The following is a 21,385-nucleotide window of genomic DNA, read 5'->3' on the forward strand; positions in this document are numbered from 1 at the left end:
CGCTCCTCATCGGGGGGAACCACACCATGAGCACCGTACGCAGAACCGCAGTCGTCCTCGCCGCCGCATCCGCACTGGCCGCCCTGACTGCCTGCGGGCCCACCGAAAGCGGCGCGGCGGGCGGAGGCGGCGGGTCGACCGCGAGCCCGGCGAAGTCCGCGACGCCGGCCGGACCGTCGACGCCGTCCAAGCCCGCCGCTTCCGCCAAGCCGTCGACGGCCTCGAAGCCGACGAAGCTGCCGAAGCCGACGAAGCCCTCCACCGACCCCGACTTCGACGTCTTCCCGTGCAGCACCTTCGACGTGAAGTTCACCGCGACCCTGGCGGAGCCCACGACGAGCAGCTACCTGCTGAAGATCACCAACAAGGGCACCAAGGCGTGCAGGGTACTGGGGCATCCGATCGTGACCTTCGGAGACCTGGACGGCCGGGCCACGGAGCGCGGCACGGCTCCCGGGATCGAGGACGCGATCAGGCTCGACCCCGGGCAGTCGGCGTACGCCGGGCTGATGGGCGGCGCGAACGACGGCAAGGGGAAGACCGTCAACTCGATCGAGCTCACCATGAACACGGAGTCGGACCTGGAGCAGACCCCGCTGAAGGCGTCGACTCCCGGTCTGTACGTCTCACCCGCCAAGAACTCCGTGACGGCCTGGCTGGACAACGCGGAGGACGCCCTCACTCTCTGAGCCGCCCGGCGCCCCGCCGTCAGGCGAAGCTCCAGCGGGTCTGGCTGTACGGGGCCTTGCCGAAGCCGAAGGCCGTGCGCGGGGCGACCGCGAAGACCACCGCCTCCCCGGCGCCGGGGTTGACGAAGACGCCGTCGCCGACGTCGAAGTGCCACTCCGCGCCGTACTTCGCCTCCCACACCGCGGCGAGCGCACGCAACCGTCCGGAATCGGTCACCCGCACCGCCTCGCCCTCGACGACCAGGTCGAGGCCCCCGTGGAGGGAGTTGCTGCCGGTGGTGAGCACGACGTTCGGATTGCCGCGGAGGTTCTCGGCCTTGCGCTCGTGCGGACCCGTGCAGAAGTGCAGCGCGCCGTCCGCCCAGACGCCGATGAGCGGCGTGACGTGCGGGCGCGCGTCGGGACGTACGGTCGTCAGCCAGTACAGCTCGGCCGCGGTCAGCTCCGCCACGGCCGTCGGCCACGGGACGGCGGCCGCCTCCTCGTCGCTGTAGCGCTCGTCCAGCAGGGTGGAGGGCATGGGTGACGTGCTCATGGCCCCAAGCCTCGACCGCGGCCGCCGGGAGCGCACGACCGACATGCGCCCGTACCTGCGCACGTCACCCGATCGGTCGCGCGGGGCACCGACCCGCGGCCGCCGCGGAACCGGGTGCGAGGGATGGCCCCGAGGAGTGGCTTCGGACGATGATCGTCCCGTGAACGCACCCCACCACGCCGCCCCGCTCCGGCCCACCCACGGAACGTTGCACCACGTCGAGCTGTGGGTCCCGGACCTCGACCGTGCGGTCGCCTCGTTCGGCTGGCTCCTCGAGGAACTGGGACACACGCCCTACCAGCACTGGAGCAACGGACGCAGCTGGCGCCTCGGGCCGACCTATCTGGTCATCGAGCGGTCTTCGGCCCTCACCGCCGACGAGCACGACCGCTGTCGGCCGGGACTGAACCATCTGGCCTTCCACGTCGAGGGCGACGCCGAGGTCGAGCGGCTGGCGCGGGAAGCGACCCGGCACGGCTGGCGGCTGATGTTCCCCGACCGGCATCCGCACGCGGGCGGTGCCCGGCACCATGCCGCCTACCTGGAGAACGAGGACGGCTTCGAGGTCGAACTCGTCGCGATCGAGGCAGCGGACCGCACCTGAGGAGGTGCTCGCCCTGCGGCGCGTCCGGCTCGCCCGGACTTTCTATCTCCCATGCGCGTTGTTCCTAGAATGGGCGTATGGAGGACATCGACGCGATCGCGGTGCTGCAGGATCCGGTGCGCCGTCGCCTGTACGAGTACGTGGTGAGGCAGGGGCGCGAGGTCGGCCGCAACGAGGCCGCCGAGGCGGCCGGGGTGGCGCGCACGCTCGCCGCGCACCATCTGGACAAGCTGGCCGAGGCCGGGCTGCTGGAGAGCGGGAGCCGGCGGCTTACGGGCCGCTCCGGGCCGGGGGCGGGCCGCCCCGCCAAGGTGTACACACGGGCGCGGGCCGAGTGGTCGGTGACGCTGCCCGCCCGTGACTACCGCACCGCCGCCGAGCTGCTGGCCGAGGCCGCCGAGCAGGCCGGGCTGGACGCCGGCCTCTGCGCGGCCGCGCGCCGCCGGGGCGAAGCCCTGCGCGGATCGGCCGCGCCCTGTGGCGGTCTGGAGGAGGCCGTCGAGATGCTGGCCGCCCGCGGCTACGAACCCCACCTGGAAGGCGTGGGGGGTACCCGGGGCGAGGGGGACGAGGGCGTCGACGGGGTCGAGGGTGTCGGGGTGGCCGCGGAGGCGGGAGCGACCGCGCGGGTCATCCGCATGCGCAACTGTCCCTTCCACGCCGTCGCCGAACGCTTCCCGCCGCTCGTCTGCGGCATGAACCTCGCCCTGCTGGAGGGGTTGTTGGGTGGGGACGGCCCGGTCCGCGCCCGGATGGACGCCAGGCCGGGGGAGTGCTGCGTGGTGGTCGAGGCTTCTAAAAACAACAAAGATTGACATAGAAAGCGGGGTCGTGCTGGGATGAGGCCATGACCTCGACCCCGCCTGCCGCCGCCCACCTCGCCCAGCTCAACGTCGCCACCCTCCTCCACCCCTTCGACGACCGGCGCGTGGCGTCCTTCGTCGAGCTGCTCGACCCGGTCAACACCGCCGCCGACGGCACGCCCGGCTTCGTGTGGCGGCTCGTGGAGGAGGGGGCGGCCGACGCCACCGGACTGCGCCCGGCGGGCGAGGACGTCATCGTCAACCTGTCGGTGTGGGAGACCCGGGAGGCCCTGTGGGACTTCGCCTACCGCAGCGGGCACCTGGAGGTGATGCGGCGGCGACGCGAATGGTTCGAACGGCACGTCGAGGCGCACCTCGTGCTCTGGTGGATCCCCGCCGGACACGTCCCGACCGTCGAGGAGGCCCTGGAACGGCTGGCGGACCTGCGGACGAACGGGCCGTCCCCCCGCGCCTTCACCTTCGCCTCCTCCTACACCGCCGTCGAGGCCGACAGCGTCCGAACGGCCCAGGGCCGGGGGCTGTGACAGGCCCGCCCTCCCCGCCCGCACCTATCGTGGGAACAGGCCCCTGAGGGTACGGACGCGTGCGGACAGGTGGATCGTGAACGGATCCGGGATCGACTACGAGGCGGTGTTCCAGGCCCTGCCGGGCGCGGTCGCGCTGCTGACCCCCGATCTCGTCTACGTGGACGCCAACGACGCCTTCCTGGTCATGTCCGGCCGCACCCGCGAGCAGATGATCGGCCGCTACCTCTTCGACGTCTTCCCCGACAACCCCGGCGGCCCGCACGCCACCGGCATGCGGAACCTGCGCGCCTCCCTGGAGCGCGTCGCGACCACCGGGGAGCCCGACACCATGGCGCTGCAGCGCTACGACGTGGAGCACGCCGGCCGGCCCGGGGTGTGGGAGGAGCGGTACTGGAGCCCTGTCAACGTCCCCGTCCTCGCCCCCGACGGCAGCGTGGCGCTGCTGCTCCACCGGGTGGAGGAGGTCACCGAACTCATCCGGGCCCGCGGTGGCGCCCGTGCCGACACGGTCCGTGCCCGGGAGCTGGCGGCCGACCTCTACGTGCGCGGCCGGGAGCTGCAGGAGGTCAACGCGCGCCTGCGGCTGGCCCACGCCCGCGAACGCGAGGTGGCCCTGCACCTCCAGGAGGCGATGCTGCCCGCGCTCCGGCCCCTGGGCCACCACGAGGCCGCCGTCCGCTACCGGCCCGCCGCGGCGGCCCTGAACGTGTGCGGCGACTGGTACGACCTCGTCGACCTGCCCGGCCGTACCGCGGTCGCGGTGGGGGACGTCGTCGGCCACGGACTCCGGGCCGCCGGGGTCATGGGGCAGCTCCGCAGCGCCCTGTCGGCCGCCTCCCGCGTCGTCGGCGGTCCCGCCCAGGCCCTCGAAGTCCTCGGGCTGTACGCCCGCTCCGTCGGCGGCGCCGAATCCACCACCGTGGTGTCCGTCTTCATCGACTGGAGCGACCGCGTCCTGACCTACAGCAGCGCCGGACACCTGCCGCCCGCGCTCTGCCAGCCCGACGGCACGGTCAGTTTCCTCGACCAGGCGACCGACCCCCCGCTCGGCGCCCGGCCCGAACACACGCGCCGCCCCCAGGCCCAGGCCGCCTTCGCCGAGGGCTCCGTCCTCGTCCTCTACACCGACGGCCTCGTGGAACGCCGCCGCGAGGACATCGACGTCGGCCTCCGACGGCTGGCCGACGCCCTCGTACGCCACCGCGCGGCCGAGCCGGACGCCCTCGCGGACGCCCTGCTGAGCGAACTCATCCCGTCCGTCGGCGTCACCGACGACGCGGCGCTGGTCATCCTCCGCCTCTGACGCAACCCGCCCCGGCCGCCCCCGCCGCCCGGCCGGTCAGTGCGGGAGCTCGACCGACACGTACGGGGACAGCGCCCGGAGGAAGTCCGCCGCGTCGAACATCGCGCCGGCCGAGGCCACGCCCGTCGTCCGCGCCCGCCCGGCCAGGATGCGCTCGACGGCCTCCACCGCCAGCGGAGCGGTGACCGCGTAGATGTCCCGGCCACGGGCCGAGGCCCGGCGCTCGACGCCACCCGCGCTCACCACGACCTCGACGACGAAGGTCTGGTCCGACCGCCCCAGCGCGTCGACCGCCTCCGGGGCCGGGGTGTCCTCCTCGGCGAGGTCCCGGGCGGCCTCGACCGACATGTAGGTGCGGACCTCGGGCACGGTCACATGGCTGGGAACGGTGACCACGTCGGCCATCGTGAACTCCGCGATCACCGCCCGCCGGCCCACGGGCTCCGGGAAGACCCAGTCCTGCTCCCACGGCTCGTCGTCGTGGTACTGCAGCGCGCCGTCCGCGAACCGCACCCGGCGGCCCGCGCGCCGCTCGTGGGACACCCGGCCCGCCACCCGGGTGCCCGGCGTGGGGTGCCAGCCGTTGAGCCCGTACGCGACCTGCACCCTGTCCGCGGCGGTCCACTCGCCCATCGCCGCGGTCACCAACAGGTCGCCCAGCCCACCGTAGAACGCCATCGCCGGCACCACGGGCGTGCCCGCCGCGTGCGCCGCCTCCGCGCGGTCGGCGAACATCGACGCGTTCGCCTCGATCTCCGCCGCGACGTCGACGTACGGGATCCCCGCGCGCAGGGCCGCTTCGACGACCGGGCCCGCCGTCACCGCGAACGGCCCCGCGCAGTTGACGACGGCCGCCGCGCCGGCGAGGGCCCGGTCCAGCGAGCCCGGGTCGTCCACGGTGGCCGGCCGCACCTCCACCTCTCCCCACTCGGCGGCCAGCGCCTCCAACCGGGCCGCGTCACGGCCGGAGACGACGGTGGCGAAACCACGCCTGCGCAGTTCGGCGACGACGAACCGGCCCGTGTGCCCCGTCGCCCCGAAAACCACCACTGCTGCTGTCGCGTTCATCGTTCTCCGCTCTCGATGTCCTGGTGGATTCAGTCTCGGTGCGGGCGCCGCCCGACCGTGAGGGTCCGGAACGACGCCATGCGTACACTTTCGGACATGCCCACTGTCGCGCTGCCGGCCGCCGGTCACCTGCTGCACTTCGAACTGGCCGTGGCCTACGAGATATTCGGCAATCCCCCGCGGGAGGCCACCGGGGGCTGGTACGACGTCCTGCTGTGCGGGCCCGAGCCGGTGCGGGTCGGCCCCTTCACGGTCGAGCCCGACCACGGGCTGGAGCGCCTGGCCGAGGCGGACACCGTGATCGTGCCCGCCTGCGCCGACATCGACGAACCGCCGCCGGCGGAGCTCGTGGAGGCCGTGCGCGCGGCCCACGCGGCGGGCGCCCGGGTCGCGTCCCTGTGCACCGGAGCCTTCGTACTCGGCGCCGCAGGGCTGCTGGACGGGCGGCGGGCCACCACCCACTGGGCGCATGCCGAGGAGCTGAGCGCACGTCACCCGCTGGCCGTCGTCGACCCGGACGTGCTCTACACGGACAACGGCAGCGTCCTCACGGCCGCGGGCAAGGCCGCCGCCGTGGACCTCTGCCTCCACCTGATCCACCTCGACCACGGCGCCGCCATCGCCAACTCCGTCGCCCGCCGCCTGGTCATGCCGCCCCATCGGCCGGGCGGCCAGGCCCAGTTCGTGGCCACTCCGGTCCACGTGGCGGGCGACCACGCACTGGCCCACCTGCTCGCCTGGGTGCGTGAGCGGCTGGACCAGCCGCTGACGGTCACCGACATGGCGCGCAGGGCGAACACGAGCCCGCGCCATCTCGGACGGCAGTTCCGCTCGGTGATCGGCCAGACGCCGCTCCAGTGGCTCCTGATCCAGCGCGTGCGCCGCGCCCAGGAGCTGTTGGAGGCCACCGACGAGACCATCGAGGCCGTGGCCCTCGCCACCGGCATGGGCACCGCCACGACACTTCGGCGCCAGTTCAAACGGATCGTCGGGGTGCCACCGGACACCTACCGCCGCTCGTTCCGCAACGCGACTCCCGGCCCGGTCTAGCCACCGCCACCGTGGCCGGGGCGCGTACGACGCGGGCCCTCCGTGCGACCCCGTCCGCTGGCGGCCCGGGTCCACCTGATCCGCCGGGGTCTCACCCCCCGTCCCCGTCGGGTGCGGTGATGCGGCGCACGGCCTCCACCACTGCCGCGCGGTGTCGGGCGAGCCGGGCGGGTGGCCAGTCGGAACCGGCCTCGCCCGCTGCCGTGCTCCCGGGGCCCGTGCCGCCCGCCGCCGGACCGCCCACCGCGCCGAACCACGCCTGTGAGAGGGCCACCACCAGCGTCAGTACGTCGGCGGCGTCCATCCCGGCGTCGATCCTGCCCGCGTCCTGCGCCTCCCGCACGGCTGCGATCTTGCCCTGGTAGGACGCCGCCTCGGTGTCCGTGTTCCCGGGACGTTCCAGCTGCTTCCACAGCACCAGACGCATCAGCGACGGCCGCTCGACGAGGTGGTCGAAGACGGCGCCCGCGTAGCCGGGCAGGTCGTCGACGTCGAAGGGCACGGACTCCGAGCCCGTCGCCAGCGCCCGCTGGAGCACGGCGTCGAAGAGCTGCTCCTTGTTGCCGTAGTACACGTAGATGAGCCGTTTGTTCGCCTGAGCGGTCTCGGCGATGCGGTCGATCCGCGCGCCGGCGATGCCGTGCGTCGCGAACTCGGAGAAGGCCGCGTCGAGCAGGCGTGCCTTGGTCGCGCTGGAATCCCTTGCCATGCCCCGCAGCGTAGCAAGTAACTATCTGGTTATTGACATCTGGCGCACCTGTGGTGCACGCTCTATCTATCCAGTTAGTTACTTCCGGAGGAGAGCACGATGGACACCGCGATGGAGATCCGCGCACTGGGCGGTCAGGGCCTTGAGGTCGGCGCCGAGGGCCTCGGCCTGATGGGGATGAGCGCCCACTACGGAGCCACGGACGAGACCGAGTCGCTGGCCACGATCGACCGCGCCCTCGAGCTGGGCGTCACCCTGCTCGACACCGCCGAAGGCTACGGTCCCTTCCTCAACGAGCAGCTCCTCGGCAAGGCCCTCGCCGGCCGCCGCGAAGCCGCCGTGATCGCCACGAAGACCGGTATCGAGTTCACCGACGAGGGTGCCTTCCTGGGCCACAACGGGAGCCCCGAGTACATCCGCCGCTCGGCCGACCGGTCCCTGCGCCACCTGGGCACCGACCACATCGACCTCTACTACCTGCACCGCGTCGACCCGAACGTGCCCGTCGAGGAGAGCGTGGGCGCCCTGGCCGAGCTCGTCGCCGCCGGCAAGGTCCGCCACATCGGCCTCTGCGAGGTCGCGCCGTCCACCATCGCCCGCGCGCACGCCGTCCACCCGCTGGCCGCCGTCCAGACCGAGTACAGCCTCTTCGAGCGCGGCATCGAGCACGACGGGGTCCTCGACACCCTGCGCGAGCTCGGCATCGGACTCGTGGCGTACTCCCCGCTCGGCCGGGGATTCCTCTCCGGCGCGATCACCAGCCCGGACGACTTCGCCGCCGACGACTTCCGCCGCACCGACCCCCGCTTCCAGGGCGAGAACTTCGACCGCAACCTGGCCGTCGTCGACCAGGTGCGCCGTCTCGCCGCCGAGAAGGGCGTCACGCCGTCCCAGCTCGCGCTGGCCTGGACCCTGCGCCAGGGCGCCGTGCCGATCCCGGGCACCAAGCGCCGCCGCTACCTGGAGGAGAACATCGCCGCCACCGCGGTGACGATCACCGACGCGGACCTGGCCGCCATCGACGCCGTGGCCCCCCACGGCGTGGCCGCGGGCGACCGCTACGCCCCGGAGCTTATGCAGTCGCTGAACGGCTGAGCGCGGCCGAACGACGGGCGGCCGGGCGCCCGGGTGGACGTCCCCGGTGGATGTGAGGATGGGGTCATGCGTGACGTGTATGACCCCGCCCCTCTCACCGCCGACTCCCTCGCCGCCTGGCGTGCGGAGGTCTCGGCAGCCCTGTACGCCGTGACCTGCGGCTTCGAGGAGAAGTGCGGCTATGGCCCGGGGGAGAACACGATCCACCCCCCGGAGCCCGCCGACCTCGCCGCAGCCGGGCGGCTGGCCGCGGAACCGGCAGCGTTCGCCGAACTCGCCCTGTACTACCGCGAGATCGGCGCCGTGCACATGAGCGATGTCGGCAACGCCTACTTCCTGCACTCCGGAGCCCGGGCGCTCGACGAACGCGTGCCCCTGCCCGAGGCAGGCGCAGCCGCACCCGCCGTACTGATCGGCTCCGACGGCGGCGGCATCCTGTACGCCGTCGGCCCGGACGGCGCCGTGTGGCGCTCGCGCAGCGCATCCGAGGAAGCCGGGTTCCTCCGGATCGCGAACGACCTCGCGGAGTTCCTCGACCTCCTGCGACGCTCGGTCCACCACTTCCACGACACCGGACGGCCCGGCTTCGTATAGCCGACCGCGCCGCTCACGGCGCCGGCGCGGACGGTGCTCGGGCCCGGTCGAGTTCCGTGTCGAGGGCGAGAGCCGCCGCGACGAGGGCGAGGTGGGTGAAGGCCTGCGGGAAGTTGCCCAGTTGCTCGCCCGTCGGGCCGATCTCCTCGGCGAACAGCCCGACGTGGTTCGCGTAGGTGAGCATCTTGTCGAAGGCGTAGCGGGCTTGCCCGACCCGGCCGGCACGCGCGAGGGCGTACACGTAGAGGAAGGAGCACAGCGAGAACGTGCCCTCCGAGCCCCGCAGGCCGTCGGGGGAGGCGGCGGGGTCGTAGCGGTAGACGAGGCTGTCCGAGACCAGCTCGCCGTCCATCGCCTCCAGGGTGGACAGCCAGCGCGGATCCTTCGGCGAGACGAAGTCGACCAGCGGCATCAGCAGCAGGGAGGAGTCCAGTACGTTGCCGTCGTAGTGCTGGACGAACGCCCGGCGCTCCTCGCTCCACCCGCGCGTCATGATCTGCTCCAGGATGGCGTCGCGCGCGGCGATCCACCGGGGTACGTCGGCCGGCCGGGCCAGGGCGGTGGCCTGGCGGATGCCGTGGTCGAGGGCGACCCAGCACATGAGGCGGCTGAACGTGAAGTCCTTCCGGCCGCCCCGGGTCTCCCAGATGCCCTCGTCGGGGCGGTCCCAGTGCTCGCACAGCCAGTCCAGAACGTCGGCGGACCGCCGCCAGCCGTCGTGGCCCATGAAGTTGTCGACCCGGCCGGTCTGGGCGAGGGCGTAGACGGCCTCCCCGTAGATGTCCAACTGCAGTTGTCCGGCGGCGCCGTTGCCCGCGCGCACCGGGGCGGAGCCCCGCCAGCCCGTCAGGTGGTCGAGGACCTCCTCGGTCAGGTACGGGTCCCCGTCGACGCGGTACATGATCTGCAGCGGCTCGCCGTTGGGGGCCCCTCCGTCGTGCAGCCGCTGCTGGAGCCAGCCGCGGAAGGCGTTGGCCTCGTCGGTGAACCCGAGGTCGCGCATGGCGCGCACCGAGAGGGAGGCATCGCGGACCCAGGTGTAGCGGTAGTCCCAGTTGCGCTCGCCGCCCTCCTGCTCGGGCAGGCCCATGGTGGCCGCCGCGATCGGCGCGCCGGTGGGCGCGTACGTCATGAGCTTGAGGGTGATGGCGGAGCGGTTGACGATCTCCTGCCAGCGGCCGCGGTAGGTGCAGTGGCCGATCCAGTCGTGCCAGAAGTGGCGTACGGCGCCGAAGGCCTCCGCCAGGTCGTCCGCGTTCAGGAGCGGCGGGGGAGCGCTGCGGGCCTCGCACAGGGTCAGTACGACGGCCGCCCGCTCGCCCGCCGTCAGGATCGCCGTGGCGCGCACGTCGTCCCCGTCGGCTTCCAGCGGAAGCGGACCCAGGGCTTGCAGGTGTGCGGTGATGCCCGGCCCCTCGAAGCGCGCGAGGGCGCCGTCCAGGGCGAGCCGGTGGGGCGCGCGGCCGTAGTCGAAGCGCGGCCGGCACTCCAGGGCGAAGCGCACGGAGCCGCGTACCGCCCGCAGCACCCGCACCACCTGGTGGCGGTCGGTGACGGTGTGCGGATCGTGGACGGGCATGAAGTCGACGACCTCGCCGACGCCCTCGCGGGTGAGGAAACGCGTGATCAGTACGGCCGTGTCGGCCAGGTAGAGCTGGCGGGTGACGGGGGCGGTCCCGTCCGCGAGTCTGCCCGCCCAGGTCCCCGGCCCGGCGGATCCACCCCCGGTCCTGCCGTCCGCGCCACCGGGCGCGGCCTCGGCGGTGACGGAGAAGTGGCCGCCGCGCTCGTGGTCGAGGAGTCCCGCGAAGACGCTGGGGGAGTCGAAGCGGGGCGAGCAGAACCAGTCCAGCACGCCTTCGGAGGAGACGAGCGCGCACGTCTGGAGGTCTCCGATGAGTCCGTGCTCGGCGATCGGCGGATAGGGACGCATCAACCCTCCACGTCGTGCGGCGGCTGCCCGGCGGGCAGCGGCGGGTACGCGGCCGACGACGATCGGCCGATGCGTCGGGCCCCTACGGGGCCGCGGGACGCTCGTCCGGGGACGTCTCATTCTCGGGTCCGGCCCTGGTGATCGCCACGCGGGCAGCGTCCTGCGGGCAGGGGCCTGGGGGCACCGGGCCTGTTCGGGTTCCTCGCTCAGATGTCGACGCCGGGGTAGGTCTCGGTGTAGTCGTCGCCGTCGGCTCCGTAGTACGTGCAGGTCCGGGCGTGCAGATCGACGTCGTACCAGACGGCACCGGCCTTCCAGCAGCCTTCGACGAACTCCGGGAACGAGGTCTCGCCGGCCTGGTCGCTGCGGAGCACCGCGACGAGGGCTTCGCGGTCGAAGGGCGCGACGTCGACCATGCCGGTGCACAGCGGCTCGCCCTGGACGGCGACGGGCCCGGCCTCGGTGAGGTAGAGCATGGCGTTGGAGGGCACCGCCATCCGGCAGTGGCTGACGCCGGCCTGGCGGAGCGACTCGGCGAGGTACGGGAACCCGCCGATCTTCGGCCGGACGGCACTCGCCCGTTCCAGGGCGGCCTGAAGCTTCGCGACGGCGTCGGTGGGGGGCGCATCGGCCGAGGGGCAGACCCAGTCCCGCTGGCAGCTGCTCAGCGTGGCCTCCGAGGAACCGCTGACCGTGGCACGGGTCGCCCGCCGCCTCGGGGTCGCCCGCCAGGGGGTGCAGCGGGTCGCCAACGATCTCGTCCGCGAGGAACTGGCGTGGTTCGCACCCAACCCCGACCACCGCGGGTCGCCCCTCCTGACCCTCACCCCCACCGGGCAGGACACGCTCCGCAGGATCACCACCCGCGCGAGCGCGATCCATCGGGCCCTCACCGCGGACATCGCCACGCCCGACATCGTCGCCACCCGCGGCCTGCTCCACCGCCTGATCGACGAGGTCCACCGCTACGAGGACGACGACCACCGGCCCACCGAGGACGGGAGTTCCGCCTGAGTCCACTGGCGCACCGCGCACTGACGGTGGTTCAGGGCAGCCGACCACGCGGCCCGGGAGGTCGCGGCCGCTCGGGAGCCCGGGCCGGCGGGCCGTCAGGGGAGCGGCCGGTGCGGGTTCGTGCCGATACGGGCGGCGAGGAGGGCGATGTCGTCGTCCGCGGACGCCGGTACGAGATGGGTGATGAGGGTGTCGCAGAGGTGGTCCAGGGGTTGCTCCGGTTCGGTGAGCAGGCTGGTGAGTTCGCCCAGGCGTTCGTCGATGTCGCGGCTGCGGGCCTCGATCAGGCCGTCGGTGTAGAGGACGAGCAGGCTCCCCGGGGGCAGGGTGATGTCGGTGGTGGTGAAGGTGATGCCGCCGACGCCCAACGGGACGCCGGGCGGGGTCTTGACGAGGTACACGGTGCCGTCGGGTTCGGCCACGGCCGGTGGCGGGTGTCCGGCGCGCGTGACGCTGCAGTGGCCGGTGGCGGGGTCGCAGACCACGTAGAGGAAGGTGGCGAGCATCGGCTCGGCGAGGTCGGCGAGGGTGGCCTCCAGGTGGTGGAGCAGCGCCGTCGGGGACATGTCGAGGCGCGCGAGGGCGCGTACCGTCGCGGAGAGGCGCCCCATGACCGCGGCGGCCGCGATGCCGTGGCCCATGACGTCCCCGATGAGCAGGGCGGCCCGGCCTCCGGTGAGGGGGAGGACGTCGTACCAGTCGCCGCCGACCTCGTTGACGTCGCTGGCCGCCAGGTAGCGGTGGGCGATCTCGATGCCCGGGGGAGGCGTGACGTGCTGCGGGAGCATGCTGCGCTGGAGGACGACGGCGGTCTCGTGCTCGTGGTGGTACAGGCGCGCGTTGTCGATGCTGATGGCGGCCCGGGCGGCCAGTTCGGTGGCGAGCGTGACGTCGTCGGACCCGAAGGAGGCCCCGCCCGGCCGGGCGCGGTAGAAGGTGGCTAGCCCGAGGACCACGTCCCGCGCGACGAGCGGGATCATCATGAAGGAGTGCACGCCCGTTTCGAGCAGTTGGGCCGGCTTGGGCGTGTGGCGGGCGGCCGTGGCGACGACCCGTTCGTCGAGGTGGGCGATCAGGAAGGGCTGCCGGGCCGCGAGGGCCTGGGTGTACGGGGCGGCCGCGGGGAAGGTGAGGGTGCGGCCGAGCGGCGCCAGGATCTGGGTGACGGCGGAGCCGGTCAGCGGGGCCTTGCCCAGGCGCCGCAGGGGAACGCCCCCGGCCAGCCCCGGGCCCGGCTCGTTGCCGCTCGCGAGGGAGTCGAGGACGTCGACGGTGACGGCGCTCGCGAGGTGCGGGACGGCGAGGTCGGCCAGCTCCTGCGCCGTCCGCTCCAGGTCGAGGCTGGCGCCGATGCGGGCGCTGGCCTCGCTCAGCAGCGCGAGCCTGCGGCGGCCCGCCTCGACCTCGGTCTGGTCGCGCTGCTGCCTGGTGACGTCGAGCAGGGAGGCGATGACACCGATCGGCCGGCCGCCGGGGTCCTCCACGCGCACGTACGAGCACGACCACACGTGGTCGCGCTCCGGGTCGGCCGGGGTCCGGCCGGTGCGGCGCCGATCGAGGACCGGTTCACCCGTGTCCAGGACCTGGCGCATCGCCTCCTCCATCTCGCCGGCGTTCACCTCGGGCAGGATCTCCGCCAGCCGCCGGCCGACGTGGGCGGATTCCGCGAGCCCGTTCATCTCTTCGAGCGCCGGGTTGACCTGGAGGAACCGCAGCTGTGTGTCGAGGACGGCGATACCGACGGGGGAACGGGCGAACAGGCCGTCCCACACCGCGGAGGACCCGCGGATGCGGCGGGCGGCGTGGGCGTCCGCGGCGAAGACCAGAACGGCCGAGGCGCCGTGGCGCCGGTCCGGGACCGGACAGGCCCAGATCTCCAGCTCCAGCGGGTGCCCGCTGCGGTGCCAGGCGGTGACCGTACCCATCACCCCGCGCCCGGTGGCGGCCGTCTCCCACAGGGAGCGGCCCAGGCTGCGGTCGGCCCCCGGATGCAGCAGATCGGCGATGTGCCGACCGAGCACCTGGGGCGGGGTGTAGCCGAGCAGTTCCTGCGCGCCCTGGTTCCAGCGCACGACGACCCCGTCGCTGCTGGTGGCCACCAGCGCCACCGGCAGCGCGCCCAGCCACCCCCCGGCGTCCTGGGCCGCGCCGCTGATCAGGTCCTCGAACGGCATCTCCTCATGCATCGCGTACCCGTTCCTCCGGTGAGGCCCCCGTCCCCCACGGGTGCCTCGGACCGCGGCCGGCGCCACCGCCGCCCGCGGGCGCGAAGGGCGCCACGATCGGCTCCTGCGGCCACTCGCCCGGCGCGTGCCGCGGCTGCGCTTCGTCCACACTCCTCATCGTCGCCCTGGCGGCTCGGCGCCGCCCCCCGGCCGCCCCGGTCCTACGGCCGACCGGAGGGCGCGCCGGCCGCCGCGGGCGCGGGCCCGTCGGCGCACCGGAGGCGGTCGGCGGTCACGGGGGCGCCGTCGGCCATGTTGCGGTCGTAGGTGACGGTCCTGACCGGGACGGGCCGCGTGCCGACGGCGACGTCGAAGACCACGCCGTGATCCGGTCCCGGCTCCAGGCGGGAGCCGGGCAGCGCCGCCGCCAGGGTGGCCGCCCTCTCCTCCTGGCCGGCGGCGAACCGGATGACCGGGGGACCGTCGGGCCGTACTGCCGGTGCGGACGACGAGGTGTCGACGACGACGAACCCGTTGCGGCGCAGGGCCGCGGCGACGGCGGCGTCGTCCACGCGGACCGCGATGCCGGCGGGATCGGTCGGCACCGGGGTCTGCGCGACGGGCTGGATGCGGCTGTCGCCCGTGATGGGGCGGTCCGCGCCCAGGGCCGCCCACAACGCGGCGGAGCGGGCCTCGTCCCACACCAGACTGGAGCCCACCCCCGGTACGCGGTGGTCGAAGAGCCGGATGGGGACGGTCGCGAACTCGGTCCGGTCCGCCCGGAGCCGGCCGAGCGCCCACGCGATGCGGATCAGGTCGCCCGGCCCGGTCCGCGCGTCGGTGCGTACGGTCTTCAGCAGCGTGTGCACGGTCTGCGCCGTGCGCAGGGGACTGGTCAGCGCGCCCTCGAGGGTGAGGCGTGCCAGCAGGTCGTTGACCACGCGCTGCTGGCGCCGGACGCGGCCGAGGTCGCCCGGCCGGAGGTTGACGTGCCGGGCCCGGACGTAGCGCAGTGTCTCGTTGCCGTTGGTGCGGTGGCGGCCGGCGCCGATGTCGAGGCCGGAGTTCTCGTCCGTGAGCGGCCGGTCCGTGCACACGGTGGCGCCGCCGAAATTGTCGATCGTCCGCTCGAAGCCCCGGAAGTCGGTCTCCAGGTAGTGGTCGACGTGCAGGCCGGTGGCCTTTTCGACGGTGGCCACCGTGAGGGCGCCGCCGCCCAGCTTGTACGCGCCGTTGATCTTGCCGCTGCGGGCGGTGGTGGCGTCGCCGGCGTATTCGACGTAGGAGTCGCGCGGGATGGAGACCACGCTCGCCCGCTGCCGGTTCCCGGAGAGGTGCACGAGCATCATGACGTCCGTGCAGTTGCACGCCTCGCCGCCCACGTGGAGCCGGTTCTTCTCGGCGGCGGAGAGGCCGGCGCGGCTGTCGATGCCCACGACCAGGATGTTCGTACCCCGGCTGCCGTCGTCCGCGGGACCGCTCCCGGAGACGGCTGCCGAGACGGCCTGGGGGCCCACGAGGGAGCCGCAGGAAAGGGCGGTCAGCAGCGCGAGAGCAACAGTGAGACGACGCATGCACATCCCCGAAATAGGACGAACCGGCTCAAATTGCGACTCTATGTGGCCCCCGCGCACCCCACGGGCCTGTACGCGCCGCTTTCACCCGTGCGGTGGGACGCTCCCGCGCACAGACATCGGCCGACGGCACGTGTGGACGTGCCGCCGGCCGACGCTACGGATCAACGGTTGAGTACGGGCCCTTGAGCCCCTAGTAGTAGTGGCGCCTTCCGCCGACCTCGTGTCCGACGGCTCCGAGGATCCACAGTATGGCGCCGATCACGAGCAGGATGATGCCGATCGTCCAGAGGATCGAGATGCCGAGCAGCCACCCGACGATCAGGAGGATGATTCCGAGCACGATCATGAGGGTCTCCCATCTCCCTTGCCGCCTCTTGCCCGTGCCGGGCGCGCGGTGCGTGCACGACTGCGGGTCCTACGGGAACGCGGCGCACAAGGCGTCTCACCGATTTCCACCCGTGCAAACATGCTGGGGTCCGGGTGTTCGCCGAGCAGGGAATCCGCTGGTGGGGGCCGTCCCGGGGGCCGTGGCCGACGCCGCGACGGCGTCCCCGCTCACTCGCCGTTGGCGGAGAAGTGCTGGTAGTCCCGGTTGGCCCACCGGCCGCCCCAGCGCCAGCCGACCTCGCGGAACGCCGCCGTGACGGCGTCGCCCGGGTGGATCTGCCCCGCGCGGGTCAGCGACCGCCGCAGATGGGGGCGCGCCCGCGGCGGATGGACGACCCCGTGGAGGTCGACGTACGGGTTCTCGACCGGGTTGATGTCCACCGCGTCGCCCCAGGCGTGCTGCGACATCCGCCGGGGATCGCCCGTGACCGGCCGACAGTTGAAGGCGGAGGTGTTGTCGTCGGCCATGGCCTCGGAGTCGTCGCGGTACTCGGCCATCACCCGCATCCGACGGATCGGGAAGTGCGCGTCGAAGGCCCGCTGGAAGACGTGCAGGACGGGGCGAACGGCGTTCTCCCGGACGACCATCTCGCCCGCGTGGGTCCGGCCGTCGAAACCCCAGTGGTTCATCCGGATCAGTCTCAGCCGCTCGGGCGGGACCGGGCAGCCCGTGCGGTAGGAGGCGCCCAGCTTCTCCGCCGGTACGGCCGTGACCCGCGCGGAGAGCCGGGCCGGCGGCTCGGCCGGCCGGGCCTGGAGGCGCGGCGCACCGGCCTGGGTGGAGCAGGCCAGCGCGGCCACGCACAAGGTGGCCGTCACGGCCGCGGCCGCGGTGGTGTGGCGCACGGGACACACGTTACGGCGATCACCGCAGGCGGGCATGCCGGGCGTGGCCGGCCGGGCGGCGCACGGACCCCGGCCAGGCCGTCCGCTCCGGCCGCCCGAGCCGAGCTCAGCGGAGGGTGGTGACCGGCAGCTCCTGCAGGGCGCGGAACCGGAAAGTGCTGTTCCAGCGGAGCGGGTCCGCAGGCCGGGCCAGCCTGAGGTGGGGGAGCCGTTCGACCAGCGCGCCGAGGGCCAGGGTGAGCTGGAGCCGGGCCAGCGGGGCTCCGAGGCAGTAGTGCATGCCGTGGCCGAGGGCGAGGTGGGCCTTGTCGACGCGATCGATGTCGAACCTGTCGGGGTCCGGGTAGCGGGCCGGGTCCCGGTGTGCGGAGGCCAGGGCGAACAGGACGGTGTCCCCGGCCGGTATCCGTACGCCGCCGATCTCGACGGCTTCGGTGGGGAAGCGGCGGATCGCGGTCTGGTTGGGGCTGGTGTAGCGCAGGAGTTCCTCGACCGCGTCCGCGACGCGCGCGGGCCGGGCCCGCAGCTGCGCCAGCTGCTCCGGGTGCTCGATGAGCGTGAGCGCGCCGGCGCTGATGACGTGCTGGACGTTCTCGCCCGCGGCGCCGAGGATCAGGAAGGCGAGGGAGACGAGTTCGTCCTCGGTGAGCCGGTCCTCGTCGTCGCGCGCCGCGACCAGGCTCGACAGCATGTCGTCGCCGGGGGCGGCGCGCCGCAGGGCCACGAGGTCGACGAGGAACCGGTGGATGTCACCGACGGCCTGGACGAGACCCTCGCGGGAGCGGGGGCTGAGCATCGTCGCGACCCAGCCGGAGAAGCGCTCCTGGTCGGCGGCCGGGATGTCGAGCAGGGCGGCGATGACCCGTACCGGCAGTGGCCTGGCGAACGCGGCGACCAGATCGGCCTCGCCACTGCTCGCGATCTCCTCCGTGAGCCGCGCGACCAGAGCGTCGACGGCTGCCCCGACGCCGGCGCGGAGCGATTCGACGTGCCGGTGGCTGAACCCCTGCGCGACCAGCCGGCGAAGGCGCAGGTGGTCGTCCGGGTCGATGTTCAGCAGATTGCGGTCGAGCGCGGGCGGGAGCGAGAAGCCGCTGAATCCCGTCGACGAATGCCTCTTGTTGACCGACAGGCGCTGGTCGGACAATCCCGCGCGCACGTCGGCCTCGTGGGTCACCAGCCACACCGGCGAACCGTCGGGCAGCGCCACCCTGTGCACCGACCCTTCGGCGCGCAGGGCCGCGTAGACCGCGTGGGGGTCGTGCGAGAACGGCTCGCCGAAGGGCTGGGGCAGGGTGACGTCTTGTGAGGTCGGGGTCGAGGTCATGCGCAATCCCTACGTGCTGAGTGGCTGGTCGGTGCCGGGCAGGCGGTCGAGGACGAGAGCGATGGTTTCGGGCGTGCCCGGTCGCCCGGCGTCGGCGGGCTCATCGGCTCCGGGAGGCTCTCCCGGGCTCTGAGGAAGGGTCACTGGGTGACGAGGCTGGGCACCTCCGCGCCCCGCAGCCGGGCATGTGTCGCGCGGGCGGCCTCGGACAGGTCCGCGGTGCCGCCGTGGACCATGCGGGCCCGGAGTCGCGGCAGTTGCCGGAGAAACCCCGTCGGCCGCGCCGCCGGGCCGGCGGTGGCATCACTGCGCTCGTGAGTCCGCAACCCGCACGCTCCGCCGTCGCCTGCAGCGCGTGCCGCGCGGATCCGGTCCGGACGATCTCGCGAAACAACTCCGCGTACGCGCGCAGCGGTTGCTGCGGATCTGCTTCGCTGTGTTCCTCGGGCACGGGGTCGAGTCTGCCACCGCCCGGAAAGGCGCTAGCAGGCGCCCGGCCCCCCGTACGTCGCCTCGCACTCGGCGGCGCCGCGGGTGAGCTCCGCGCACAAGGAGGCCTCCACTTTGCCCAGCAGGCGGGCCAGTTCGGTGCGTTCGGCGTCCTCCAGGCCCTCCAGGGTCTGGTGTTCCAGTTCGCCCCACGCCCTGCGGACCTCGACCAGGAGCCCACAGCTGGCCTCCGTCGCCTCGACGAGGGAGGCGCGCCGGTCCGACGGGTCGGGACGGCGCCGTACGTGGCCGGACTGTTCGAGGCGCTGGAGCATCTTGGTCACGGTGGACGGGTCGAGGCCGACCGCCTTGATCAGCTCGGACTGGCGCACGGCCCCGCTGTCCCACAGGTGCATCATCAGGAATTCCTGCCCCGGGTGCAGCCCCAGGTCGCGCAGGGCGCGGCCGGCCGCGATCCGGTGGAGGCGGGCCACCCGGCTGATCGCATGGCTCACCGGCCCGTCCAGCACGGCGCTGGGCACCGCCACCGCCGGGCACTGCGAGGCGGTGCGCGGTTCCTGAGTGGCTTCCGCGGCCATGGCGGCGCTCCTCCTGGGTCGGGTGCGGCAGGTGCTGATGATCGTTGCGGTGGTGGTTCCGATGGTTGATCGTACCCTCCCTCCAGATTTTACCTTGGCCGACCAAGTAATGGGGTACGCTGCATTCCGAAGCCAATACTTGGCCGACCAATTATCTCTGTGAGGCGAATAATGACCAGCGCTTTCGAACCGGTGCGCATCGCCGGCTCCACCCTCTCCAACCGGATCGCCCTGGCCCCGATGACGCGCAGCCGCGCGGCCGAGGGCGGCATCGCGACCGCCCTCGTCGCCGAGTACTACACGCAGCGCGCGTCGGCCGGTCTGATCATCAGCGAGGGGATCCAGCCCTCCGTCGTCGGCCAGGGCTACCCCTTCACCCCCGGCCTGCACAGCGCCGAGCAGGTCGCGGCCTGGCGCGAGGTCACCGACTCCGTGCACGCGGCCGGCGGCCGGATCTTCGCCCAGCTGATGCACTCCGGCCGGATCGGCCACCCGTCGCTGCTGCCCGACGGTCTCGTCCCGGTGGCCCCGTCGGCCGTCGCCGCCCAGGGGCAGCTGTTCACCGGCGAGGGCATGAAGGACTTCGTGACCCCGCACGAGCTGACGGGGGCCGAGGTGCGCGCGACCGTCGCCGACTACGCCGAGGCCGCCCGCAACGCGGTGGAGGCCGGTTTCGACGGGGTGGAGCTGCACGGGGCCAACGGCTACCTGATCCACCAGTTCCTGGCCCCCGGCACGAACCGGCGCACCGACGAGTGGGGCGGCCCGGTCGAGAACCGCATCCGCTTCGCGGTGGAGGTGGTCAAGGCGGTCGCCGCCGCGATCGGCGCCGAGCGGACGGCTCTGCGCATCTCGCCCGGGAACACGTACAACGACATCAGCGAGCCGGACCCGCAGCCCGTCTACGAGGCGCTGGTCAAGGAGATCGACGGGCTCGGCCTGGCCTACCTGCACGTCCTGGAGCCCGCCCCCGAGGCCCGTGCGACCACGCTCGCCCTGCGCAAGCAGTTCACCGGGCTGCTCGTGCTGAACCCGGCGACCGAGGGCCCCACCGACCACCGGGCCCTCGCCCTCATCGAGGACGGCACCGCCGACGTGCTGGCCTTCGGCGCCCTCTTCCTGGCCAACCCCGACCTGCCGGACCGCCTGCGCACCGAGGGTCCGTACAACACCCCTGACCCGACCACCTTCTTCGGGGGCGACGCCCGCGGTTACACGGACTACCCGACCCGCTAGGCAGCCGCCGCGGCGGGTTCGCATCGTCGGCCGCGGCCGGCCGGGGTGGGAGGCCCGTCGGCGCGGTGAGGGTGCGGATCCGGTCAAGCTGGATGGCCGTTCGGTGAACCGCGCGCGGCCGATGGCAGGTCAGCGGGCGCAAGGATGCACGTCGCCCCCGCCGCCGTGCGCGTTCGTCCCCGGCCGGGGCGTCGACATCTCCCCTCTGAGCTGCCCGAACGACCATTCGGTCGCGCATATGTGCATGCTCTGTCCGTAAATCGGTCATCGATATGCCATGCGCTCGCATGTCGGACAGTCTGGACTCACCGGGACGCGATCGAAAGGAAATATCGCGTTCAACCTTCGAATCGAAAGTGAGTCTCGTCGTGCGTCACCGCATCGCAGCTGCCTCTGCCGCTGCAGTCCTCAGCCTGATCGGAGCCACCGGAGTCGCGGCGGCCAAGCCCGCCAGCCTGTACGCCCCGTCCGCCATGGTGTTCACCATCGCGCAGGGCGACGACGACGCGTCCACCGTCGTCCGGGCATCCACCCTCAGCTGCGCGCCGACCGCCCTGGGCACCCACCCCGACCCGGGCTCCGCCTGCGCGGCCCTCAACTCGACGGGCGGGTCGCTCGACCACCTGCTCGCCTCCCCGGACCCGGACCGCGCGTGCCCCATGCACTACGCCCCGGTCACCGTCACGGCGGACGGCGTGTGGAAGGGCAGCCGCGTCACCTGGAAGCACACCTTCTCCAACAGCTGCGTCATGAACGCGACCCTCAACGGCAACGCCGTCTTCGCGTTCTGACACTCCTTCGGAGCGGCCCCGCCGCCCGCCCACGGAGCCCCGCCCGCCGCACCGCGGGCGGGGCACCGGCACGCTCCGGGGCT

Annotated in this window: 23 protein-coding genes; 11 read left to right on the top strand and 12 right to left on the bottom strand. The window is 73.1% G+C overall.

Going from position 1 to position 21,385, the window contains the following annotated elements; translation table 11 throughout:
* Positions 1–26: 26 nt before the first annotated feature.
* Positions 27–689 (top strand): DUF4232 domain-containing protein, encoded by a 663-nt coding sequence (locus tag ACFYP3_RS11765; protein WP_388830493.1) that lies wholly within the window; start codon positions 27–29, stop codon positions 687–689.
* Between the two features lie 19 nt (positions 690–708).
* Here ACFYP3_RS11765 and ACFYP3_RS11770 read toward each other — a convergent pair whose 3' ends face one another.
* Entirely contained in the window at positions 709–1,224 is a 516-nt protein-coding gene (locus ACFYP3_RS11770) for a pyridoxamine 5'-phosphate oxidase family protein (protein ID WP_388830496.1), read from the bottom strand.
* Positions 1,225–1,384: 160 nt separating this feature from the next.
* Between ACFYP3_RS11770 and ACFYP3_RS11775 the strand changes: the two genes are divergently transcribed.
* From ACFYP3_RS11775 to ACFYP3_RS11790, 4 genes are all read left to right on the top strand, one after another.
* Positions 1,385–1,828 carry a VOC family protein gene (locus tag ACFYP3_RS11775; protein ID WP_388830499.1) on the top strand — a complete coding sequence of 148 codons (444 nt, stop codon included), beginning with the start codon at positions 1,385–1,387 and terminating at the stop codon, positions 1,826–1,828.
* A 77-nt stretch (positions 1,829–1,905) separates the two neighbouring features.
* Positions 1,906–2,643 (top strand): helix-turn-helix transcriptional regulator, encoded by a 738-nt coding sequence (locus ACFYP3_RS11780; RefSeq protein WP_388830502.1) that lies wholly within the window; start codon positions 1,906–1,908, stop codon positions 2,641–2,643.
* 32 nt (positions 2,644–2,675) lie between these two features.
* Entirely contained in the window at positions 2,676–3,176 is a 501-nt protein-coding gene (locus ACFYP3_RS11785; RefSeq protein WP_388830505.1) for a DUF3291 domain-containing protein, read from the top strand.
* A gap of 73 nt (positions 3,177–3,249) precedes the next feature.
* Positions 3,250–4,482 (top strand): PP2C family protein-serine/threonine phosphatase, encoded by a 1,233-nt coding sequence (locus ACFYP3_RS11790; protein WP_388830779.1) that lies wholly within the window; start codon positions 3,250–3,252, stop codon positions 4,480–4,482.
* Between the two features lie 36 nt (positions 4,483–4,518).
* Here the strand turns inward: ACFYP3_RS11790 and ACFYP3_RS11795 are convergent, their stop codons facing one another.
* On the bottom strand, positions 4,519–5,550 hold the full coding sequence (locus ACFYP3_RS11795; protein ID WP_388830508.1) for a saccharopine dehydrogenase NADP-binding domain-containing protein: 1,032 nt from the start codon (positions 5,548–5,550) through the stop codon (positions 4,519–4,521).
* Positions 5,551–5,646: 96 nt separating this feature from the next.
* Between ACFYP3_RS11795 and ACFYP3_RS11800 the strand changes: the two genes are divergently transcribed.
* Positions 5,647–6,600 (top strand): helix-turn-helix domain-containing protein, encoded by a 954-nt coding sequence (locus ACFYP3_RS11800; protein ID WP_388830512.1) that lies wholly within the window; start codon positions 5,647–5,649, stop codon positions 6,598–6,600.
* A gap of 91 nt (positions 6,601–6,691) precedes the next feature.
* Here the strand turns inward: ACFYP3_RS11800 and ACFYP3_RS11805 are convergent, their stop codons facing one another.
* Entirely contained in the window at positions 6,692–7,309 is a 618-nt protein-coding gene (locus ACFYP3_RS11805; RefSeq protein WP_388830515.1) for a TetR family transcriptional regulator, read from the bottom strand.
* A gap of 111 nt (positions 7,310–7,420) precedes the next feature.
* On the opposite strand from ACFYP3_RS11805, the gene ACFYP3_RS11810 reads away from it, so the two are divergent.
* Positions 7,421–8,404, top strand: a complete 984-nt coding sequence (locus tag ACFYP3_RS11810; RefSeq protein ID WP_388830781.1) for an aldo/keto reductase — start codon at positions 7,421–7,423, stop codon at positions 8,402–8,404.
* Positions 8,405–8,470: 66 nt separating this feature from the next.
* Positions 8,471–8,998: an SMI1/KNR4 family protein gene (locus tag ACFYP3_RS11815; RefSeq protein WP_388830518.1), complete on the top strand. Its 528-nt coding sequence runs from the start codon at positions 8,471–8,473 to the stop codon at positions 8,996–8,998.
* A 13-nt stretch (positions 8,999–9,011) separates the two neighbouring features.
* On the opposite strand, the gene ACFYP3_RS11820 is transcribed toward ACFYP3_RS11815, so the two are convergent.
* Entirely contained in the window at positions 9,012–10,931 is a 1,920-nt protein-coding gene (locus ACFYP3_RS11820; RefSeq protein ID WP_388830520.1) for a glycoside hydrolase family 15 protein, read from the bottom strand.
* 206 nt (positions 10,932–11,137) lie between these two features.
* Entirely contained in the window at positions 11,138–11,599 is a 462-nt protein-coding gene (locus ACFYP3_RS11825; protein WP_388830783.1) for a DUF1398 family protein, read from the bottom strand.
* On the opposite strand from ACFYP3_RS11825, the gene ACFYP3_RS11830 reads away from it, so the two are divergent.
* Complete coding sequence (locus ACFYP3_RS11830) at positions 11,547–11,945, top strand: MarR family winged helix-turn-helix transcriptional regulator (protein ID WP_388830522.1); 399 nt, start codon at positions 11,547–11,549, stop codon at positions 11,943–11,945. The two genes, ACFYP3_RS11825 and ACFYP3_RS11830, sit on opposite strands and share 53 nt — an antisense overlap.
* Before the next feature lie 95 nt (positions 11,946–12,040).
* On the opposite strand, the gene ACFYP3_RS11835 is transcribed toward ACFYP3_RS11830, so the two are convergent.
* The 7 genes from ACFYP3_RS11835 to ACFYP3_RS11865 form a co-directional block, all read right to left on the bottom strand.
* Positions 12,041–14,131: a SpoIIE family protein phosphatase gene (locus ACFYP3_RS11835; RefSeq protein ID WP_388830525.1), complete on the bottom strand. Its 2,091-nt coding sequence runs from the start codon at positions 14,129–14,131 to the stop codon at positions 12,041–12,043.
* 200 nt (positions 14,132–14,331) lie between these two features.
* Entirely contained in the window at positions 14,332–15,684 is a 1,353-nt protein-coding gene (locus tag ACFYP3_RS11840) for an LCP family protein (RefSeq protein WP_388830528.1), read from the bottom strand.
* A gap of 193 nt (positions 15,685–15,877) precedes the next feature.
* Positions 15,878–16,033, bottom strand: coding sequence for a DUF6131 family protein (locus tag ACFYP3_RS11845; RefSeq protein WP_388830531.1), 156 nt, complete (start codon positions 16,031–16,033; stop codon positions 15,878–15,880).
* 209 nt (positions 16,034–16,242) lie between these two features.
* A complete protein-coding gene (locus ACFYP3_RS11850) occupies positions 16,243–16,920 on the bottom strand; it encodes a M15 family metallopeptidase (protein WP_388830534.1) in 678 nt (225 codons plus the stop codon).
* A gap of 106 nt (positions 16,921–17,026) precedes the next feature.
* Entirely contained in the window at positions 17,027–18,247 is a 1,221-nt protein-coding gene (locus ACFYP3_RS11855) for a cytochrome P450 (protein ID WP_388830537.1), read from the bottom strand.
* A gap of 140 nt (positions 18,248–18,387) precedes the next feature.
* Complete coding sequence (locus tag ACFYP3_RS11860) at positions 18,388–18,573, bottom strand: hypothetical protein (RefSeq protein ID WP_388830540.1); 186 nt, start codon at positions 18,571–18,573, stop codon at positions 18,388–18,390.
* 156 nt (positions 18,574–18,729) lie between these two features.
* Entirely contained in the window at positions 18,730–19,275 is a 546-nt protein-coding gene (locus ACFYP3_RS11865) for a MarR family winged helix-turn-helix transcriptional regulator (RefSeq protein ID WP_388830543.1), read from the bottom strand.
* A gap of 171 nt (positions 19,276–19,446) precedes the next feature.
* Here ACFYP3_RS11865 and ACFYP3_RS11870 point away from each other — a divergent pair, with 171 nt between their 5' ends.
* A complete protein-coding gene (locus tag ACFYP3_RS11870) occupies positions 19,447–20,511 on the top strand; it encodes an alkene reductase (protein WP_388830546.1) in 1,065 nt (354 codons plus the stop codon).
* Positions 20,512–20,879: 368 nt separating this feature from the next.
* Positions 20,880–21,302 (top strand): subtilase-type protease inhibitor, encoded by a 423-nt coding sequence (locus ACFYP3_RS11875; protein ID WP_388830549.1) that lies wholly within the window; start codon positions 20,880–20,882, stop codon positions 21,300–21,302.
* The last annotated feature ends 83 nt before the right edge of the window (positions 21,303–21,385 follow it).

Origin of the sequence: Streptomyces sp. NPDC005533, from assembly GCF_042871845.1 — a bacterium.
In the GTDB taxonomy this organism is placed as follows: Bacteria; Actinomycetota; Actinomycetes; order Streptomycetales; family Streptomycetaceae; genus Streptomyces.